Annotated in this window: 6 protein-coding genes and 1 pseudogene; 4 read left to right on the forward strand and 3 right to left on the reverse strand. The window is 43.9% G+C overall.

Annotation, left to right across the window (positions count from 1 at the left end; translation table 11 throughout):
* Positions 1-5: 5 nt before the first annotated feature.
* Together QZ565_RS07195 and holA are read left to right on the forward strand one after the other, a co-directional pair.
* Positions 6-890, forward strand: coding sequence for a dihydroorotate oxidase (locus tag QZ565_RS07195; RefSeq protein WP_295527570.1), 885 nt, complete (start codon positions 6-8; stop codon positions 888-890).
* A 32-nt stretch (positions 891-922) separates the two neighbouring features.
* Complete coding sequence (gene holA, locus QZ565_RS07200; protein WP_295527559.1) at positions 923-1,960, forward strand: DNA polymerase III subunit delta; 1,038 nt, start codon at positions 923-925, stop codon at positions 1,958-1,960.
* Positions 1,961-2,349: 389 nt separating this feature from the next.
* Here the strand turns inward: holA and QZ565_RS07205 are convergent, their stop codons facing one another.
* From QZ565_RS07205 to QZ565_RS07215, 3 genes are read right to left on the reverse strand one after another with little or no spacing between them, the layout of a single operon-like run.
* A complete protein-coding gene (locus QZ565_RS07205) occupies positions 2,350-3,015 on the reverse strand; it encodes a TrkA family potassium uptake protein (RefSeq protein ID WP_261012068.1) in 666 nt (221 codons plus the stop codon).
* A gap of 13 nt (positions 3,016-3,028) precedes the next feature.
* Positions 3,029-4,408, reverse strand: coding sequence for a potassium transporter TrkG (locus QZ565_RS07210; protein WP_150922939.1), 1,380 nt, complete (start codon positions 4,406-4,408; stop codon positions 3,029-3,031).
* A gap of 33 nt (positions 4,409-4,441) precedes the next feature.
* A complete protein-coding gene (locus tag QZ565_RS07215; protein ID WP_295527563.1) occupies positions 4,442-5,206 on the reverse strand; it encodes a nucleoside phosphorylase in 765 nt (254 codons plus the stop codon).
* 185 nt (positions 5,207-5,391) lie between these two features.
* On the opposite strand from QZ565_RS07215, the pseudogene QZ565_RS07220 reads away from it, so the two are divergent.
* Positions 5,392-5,699: pseudogene (locus QZ565_RS07220) on the forward strand (rhodanese-like domain-containing protein).
* A 20-nt stretch (positions 5,700-5,719) separates the two neighbouring features.
* A partial coding sequence (locus tag QZ565_RS07225) for an FAD-dependent oxidoreductase (protein ID WP_295527567.1) occupies positions 5,720-6,767 on the forward strand: 1,048 nt, incomplete at its 3' end.

Here is a 6,767-nt window from a genome sequence, read left to right on the forward strand (position 1 = left end):
TGTGGATGAATGCGGCGGGTGTGGCTTGTATGACGATAGAGGAGCTAGAAGGGGTTAAAAACTCAGTTGCAGGAACCTTTGTCACAAAGACAGCGACCTTGGACTTTCGTCAGGGAAATCCTGAACCGCGTTACCAGGATGTTCCACTTGGTTCTATCAACTCTATGGGATTGCCAAATAATGGCTTAGACTACTATCTGGACTATCTTTTGGACTTGCAGGAAAAAGAGCCAAACCGAACGTTCTTCCTATCTCTAGTCGGCATGTCTCCAGAAGAAACCCATACTATCTTGAAAAAAGTCCAAGAGAGTGATTTTCGTGGTCTGACTGAGCTAAACCTTTCTTGTCCAAATGTTCCAGGTAAACCTCAGATTGCCTATGATTTTGAGACAACAGATCGGATTTTGGCAGAGGTGTTTGCCTACTTCACCAAACCTCTGGGAATTAAATTGCCACCATATTTTGACATTGTTCACTTTGACCAGGCGGCAGCTATTTTCAACAAGTATCCGCTCAAGTTTGTCAACTGTGTCAACTCTATCGGAAACGGCCTTTATATAGAAGATGAGTCCGTCGTTATTCGTCCTAAAAATGGTTTCGGTGGCATTGGTGGAGAATATATCAAACCGACTGCGCTAGCCAATGTTCATGCCTTTTATCAACGTTTAAATCCTCAAATCCAAATCATCGGAACAGGTGGCGTTCTGACTGGTCGTGATGCCTTTGAACATATCCTCTGTGGAGCAAGTATGGTGCAGGTAGGAACCACCCTTCACAAAGAGGGAGTTGGTGCTTTTGATCGTATTACTAATGAACTGAAAGCAATCATGGCGGAAAAAGGGTACGAAAGCCTAGAAGATTTCCGTGGGAAATTGCGCTATATTGATTAAATTCATAAAAAAATCAGAAGAAAGGAAAGAAGATGCTAGCCATTGAAGAAAGTCAGAAGTTGACTTTATCAAATTTACCGAGCCTGAGCCTATTTACAGGGACAGATCAGGGTCAGTTTGAAGTTATGAAGAGTCAAGTATTGAAACAGATTGGTTATGATTCTGCTGACCTTAACTTTGCCTACTTTGATATGAAAGAAGTAGCTTACAAGGATGTGGAACTGGAGTTGGTCAGCCTTCCTTTCTTCGCGGATGAGAAAATCGTGATACTAGATCATTTTGTCGATATCACAACTGCTAAAAAACGCTTTTTGACAGATGATGAACTTAAGTCGTTTGAGGAATACCTTGACAATCCTTCCCCAACAACCAAGTTGATAATCTTTGCGGAAGGAAAGCTGGATAGCAAAAGACGGTTGGTTAAATTACTTAAGCGTGATGCCAAGGTTTTTGATGCAGTAGAAGCCAAAGAACAAGAACTGCGCCAGTATTTCCAAAAGTGGAGTCAGAAAGAAGGTCTGCAGTTTACTAATCATTCTTTTGAAAATCTCCTCATCAAGTCGGGTTTTCAATTTAGCGAAATCCAGAAAAATCTCCTCTTTTTACAGTCCTATAAGGAAGATTCTGTTATCGAGGAGGAGGATATTGTCAACGCAATTCCCAAGACCTTGCAGGACAATATTTTTGATTTAACTCAGTTTATTCTGACTAAAAAGATGGACCAGGCGCGCGATTTAGTTAGAGACTTGACCTTGCAGGGTGAAGATGAAATCAAGTTGATTGCAGTCATGCTGGGACAATTTCGGACTTTTACTCAGGTGAAAATTTTGTCGGAGTCTGGGCAAACGGAAACGCAGATTGCAAGTAGTTTAGGCAGTTTTCTCGGACGCAATCCTAATCCCTATCAAATCAAGTTTGCGTTGAGAGATTCGCGAGGACTTTCCTTGAGCTTTTTGAAGCAAGCTATTTCCTTTTTGATTGAGACGGACTATCAGATTAAAACAGGACTCTATGAAAAAGGTTTCCTTTTTGAAAAGGCACTCCTGCAGATTGCTAGTCAGGTAAATTGATACTATTTTTGAAACTACAACCCGCGTCAAAATTATCTTGTCGTGGTTTTCTTACTGATTTGCTTGTTTTATACTCAATGAAAATCAAAGAGCAAACTAGGAAACTAGCCGCAGGTTGCTCAAAGCACTGCTTTGAGGTTGTAGATAGAACTGACGAAGTCAGCTCAAAACACTGTTTTGAGGTTGTGGATAGAACTGACGAAGTCAGTAACCATACCTACGGCAAGGCAACGTTGACGTGGTTTGAAGAGATTTTCGAAGAGTATTACTCTCTTGTCACTTCTTTCTATTCTACCATAAAGTCCAGCCTTTGAAGAACTTTTACTAGAATACAAGGAGTCTGTCTCTATTTCCTATCTTGAACATTAAAAAAGAGGGAAATTCCCTCCTTACGAATTTAATTCTGCCAAGTCATCTAGATACTGGTTGTTAATGACTGCCAAGATATAGGCATCTGCCCTCAAGAGGTCACTAGGACCAAACTGGACATCCAAGGGTGAATTTTCTTGCTCACGAAATCCTAGGACATTGAGGTTATATTTGCCACGTAGATCTAGCTGGCTCAGACTTTGACCTGCCCAAACACTCGGAATTTTCATCTCTACGATAGACACATTTTTATCCAGCTGAAAGACATCTACATTGTTATGAAAGAGAATGGTCTGCGCTAGAGACTGCCCCATTTCATACTCAGGTGAAATCACCGAGTCAGCACCGATTTTTTCTAGCACCTTCTTAGCTGTCTGGCTTTTGACCTTGGCAATAACCCTTGGTACACCTAGACTCTTACAATGCATAACTGCAAGCACACTCGACTCCAGATTTTCCCCTGTTGCCACTACAACCGTATCACAGGTATCAATTCCTGCAGTTCTGAGGAGGTCCTCATCTGTGATATCGCCAACAACTCCACGCGCCAAAACTGGCTCAAATTGATTGATACGCTCGGCGTGGTCGTCAATGGCAATAATATTCATATTTTGCTTGGCTAGGGCCGTCAGGACACTACTCCCGAAAATCCCCAAACCTAAAATTCCAATCGTACGATCTGACATCATTCTTCCTTTCTTATCCAATACTAATATCTGCTTTCATATACTGAATCAAATCTTTCTTATCAGGCTGGTAGTCAGCTAGACTAACCAGCAAGGTCAAGGGACCGATACGGCCAATAAACATGAGCACCATGACAATGCTAAGAGCTAGCTTGCCCAATTCTGGTGTCAGATTTGCCGTCACCCCAACTGTCGCAAGGGCTGAAATGGTCTCAAACATGAGGTAGATAAATCGCGGTGTTCCTTCTGCCGTAATTCCCAACAACATCAAGCCCAACAAGAAGGTCATCAAAAAGATAATGAAGACACTAAAGGATTTTTGGACTGTTCGAGCCTCAATGGTTCTCTGCGCAACATTGGCATGAGGCAAGCCCAGCAATTCACTACGCGCAAAGACCAACAAGACAAAGAAAGTCGTAATCTTGAGCCCCCCAGCCGTCCCTCCAGGCGCTCCACCCAGAAACATCTGTAGGATATAGATAAACAAGGTCACAGGTCGAGCTTGAGTATAGTCAATAGAAGCAAAACCGGCCGTTCTCATGCTGACGGTTTGGAAAAAGCTGACCAGCACTTTCTCTGGCACACTGAGATTGCCAATGGTTCCTGGATTGTGCCACTCCGTAAAGAGTGTGGATACTGTCCCAAACAGCAAAATCCCTGCAGTCAAGAAGAGGACTAGTTTGGTGTGGAAACGCAGACGGCGTTTTTTCTTCTTGTCAAACTGGGTTGCCAAGTCAAACCAGACCATAAAGCCAAGACCACCTGTGATAATCAAGCCAGCAATAACCAGATTGATTAAGGGATCCGTCTGAAAAGCCACTAAACTGCTACTGCCGAAATTATCAAAACCAGCATTACAAAAGGCTGAAATTGCTAAAAAGATAGAGGTGAAAATGCCTCGTCCCCAGCCGAACTCAGGAATAAAACGGAAACTTAGTAGAAAGGCACCCAAGCCCTCCACTAGAAAAGTCGTCAAAAAGATGGAGCGCATAAAGGCCTTCAGCGACCGAGCCTCCCCGTAACTGAAGCTCTCCTGAATGGTTTCACGACTGCGAAGACTGAGCTTTTGCTTCCCCTGAATATAAAAGACCCCGATAAAAGTCATGAGTCCCAGACCACCGATCTGTATCAAGAGCATACAGATCAACTGCCCCCAGACATTATAGGTAGTAGCCACTGGTTGCGTAAAAAGGCCAGTCACACAGACCATAGACACCGTCGTAAAAAGATGGTCAAAATAAGTAGCCTGCGAACCACTCGCCTGAACAAAAGGCAAACTCAAAAGAAGAGAGCCTATAAAAATAACTCCAGCGAAACTTAAAAAGATGCGACGAGCTGGCGAAAGTCCGCCCAAGGCCCTTTCAATTTTTTTCACAAATAATTTGAATAACATATATCCATTGTACCATAAAAAGAAGGAGAGTAGCTATATCTGAAAGGCAATCTCAAGGCAGAGTTCCAAGGCCTTCTCGAAAGCTTCTGAACCCCAGTCACGACTATCGTACTGGTCCAAGTCTGCTAAGGAATCAGCTGTGAACAACAATTCTCCCCAGAGAACCCCACGCAGTTGGGCTACTGCCGCAAGCGCAGAACACTCCATCTCCACAACAGCACAGCCTTCCTCCTTGCGATAAGCCACCTTTTCAGCTGTTTCTCGGTAAAAACCATCTGTGGTCCAGGTCATAACTTCTTCATAGGGAATCCCTCTGGCCTCCAAAACTTGCTCAATAGCAGCAATAGCCTCTGGCTGCATTTCCATATAACGAGAAGGGGCCACATAGTGATAACTAGCTCCTTCATCTCGCAGAGCACGAACAGGGACTAGAAAGGCATTTTCTTCTATATCAGCCAGCACACCACAGGTACCAATAGAGATAATCTGCTCCACACCATAGCCAATCAACCAATCCATAAACTGGGTTGCTGGAGCGGAGCCGACAGGTGCCTGAGCCAGACAAATTCCCTCTCCCTTGTAGTTAACGACATAGACTGGATAGATCTTGGTGGCTGAAACGAATTCGCCGACACAGTCCGCCCCTACTTCCCTCGCATAACGGTCAATCTCCTCACCTAAAAAAGCATAGACACACTTCTTTGGCAATTTCAAATCCAGCCCCTCGTGATTGGGCATGATAACCGCCTGAGGATTATCATCAAACTCTAAAATAGGAATCGCGTGTTTCTGAATCATAACCTACCTCCTCTAATTTTGTACTATTGTATCAAAAGCTGACAGAGTGTCAAGGAGGAAGCTGATGCACTGAGAATAAAAACAATACAATCGCAACCAATCCCCTCCAAGTTAAAACAACTTACTTGACAAAAGCTTGACTTCATGGTTTAATATACCCCATAAGGGTATATTCGGAGGTGCCTATGTTTCACTTATTATTTACAAAAATTGACAGTATTTCTACCAGCGAGTTAGAAGCTAAACTCAGAGAACCGATTCAGCTACTGGATGTTCGGACACCAATGGAATTTCGTAGAGGTCATATCAAAAATGCCAAAAATGTTCCTCTAACCGAAATTGGTTCCTACACACCAACAACAAAAGAAACACTCTATGTCATTTGTCATTCTGGTGTGCGAAGCAAACTAGCTGCGAAAAGCTTAAGAAAAAAGGCTACGATGTCATCAATGTCCGAGGCGGTATGAGCGCTTGGACAGGAAAAGTCATCTAGAATCATAAAGGAGAAAGTCAATGAAAATTATCATTGTCGGAGGAGTTGCAGGCGGTATGTCAGCAGCAACCCGCCTCAGACGTCTCATGGAAGACGCTGAAATCACTATTTTTGAGAAAAGTCCCTTTGTTTCCTTTGCAAACTGCGGACTTCCTTACTATGTTTCAGGAGAAATTGCAAACCGTGATAGTTTATTGGTCCAAACTCCTGAAAGTCTCAAAGCACGCTTTAATCTGGATGTTCGTCCTTTCCATGAGGTCATCAGCATTTCGCCAGCAGAGCACACTGTGACTGTGCGACACGATGGACAGGAATTCACAGAAAGATACGACAAGTTGATCCTCTCCCCAGGAGCTAAACCATTTGTTCCTACCATTGAAGGTTTGGCAGAAACTAAGAATGCCTACACGCTCCGCAATGTTCCCGATCTCGATGAAATTATGGCAGCCTTGGACAATCATCCAAAAGAAGCTGTCGTTATCGGTGCAGGCTTTATCGGGCTTGAAATGACTGAAAATCTTGCGAAACGTGGATTGCAAGTTACCATCATTGAGAAAGCACCCCATGTCTTGCCACCATTAGATCAGGAAATGGCAGCCTTTGTCCAGGAAGAATTGGTTAAAAACGGCGTTCGCGTTATCACTTCTCAGTCTGCGACTCGATTTGAAGACCAAGGAAAAGTCATCGTTCTCGAAAACGGTCAAAAGATCACTTCTGACCTCACCATCCTTTCTGTTGGTGTTGAACCTGAAAATGGACTAGCCAAAGCTGCGGGGATTGAACTGGGACTCCGTGGTGGAATCCTGGTCGATGAACATTATGAAACCAGCCAAAAAGATATTTTTGCAGTTGGTGATGCCATCGTCGTCAAGCAAGAGATTACGGGCCAAGATGCTCTCATCTCTCTCGCTTCTCCTGCCAATCGTCAGGGACGCCAAGTCGCGGACGTCATCGCAGGACTCGGTCGTACAAACAAGGGCAGTATCGGTACTGCTATCGTTCGTGCCTTTGATATGACAGCTCCTGCGTGCCGCATCAGTGGACAGCTGCGTAGGACGCATCACATTA

It is taken from the genome of uncultured Streptococcus sp., from assembly GCF_915066115.1.
GTDB lineage: Bacteria > Bacillota > Bacilli > Lactobacillales > Streptococcaceae > Streptococcus.

Bases quoted from the DNA above. Each gene is read 5' to 3' on its own strand.
- QZ565_RS07195 (WP_295527570.1), top strand. From the start codon at position 6: ATGAATGCGGCGGGTGTGGCTTGTATGACGATAGAGGAGCTAGAAGGG.
- holA (WP_295527559.1), top strand. From the start codon at position 923: ATGCTAGCCATTGAAGAAAGTCAGAAGTTGACTTTATCAAATTTACCG.
- QZ565_RS07205 (WP_261012068.1), bottom strand. From the start codon at position 3,015: ATGTCAGATCGTACGATTGGAATTTTAGGTTTGGGGATTTTCGGGAGT.
- QZ565_RS07210 (WP_150922939.1), bottom strand. From the start codon at position 4,408: ATGTTATTCAAATTATTTGTGAAAAAAATTGAAAGGGCCTTGGGCGGA.
- QZ565_RS07215 (WP_295527563.1), bottom strand. From the start codon at position 5,206: ATGATTCAGAAACACGCGATTCCTATTTTAGAGTTTGATGATAATCCT.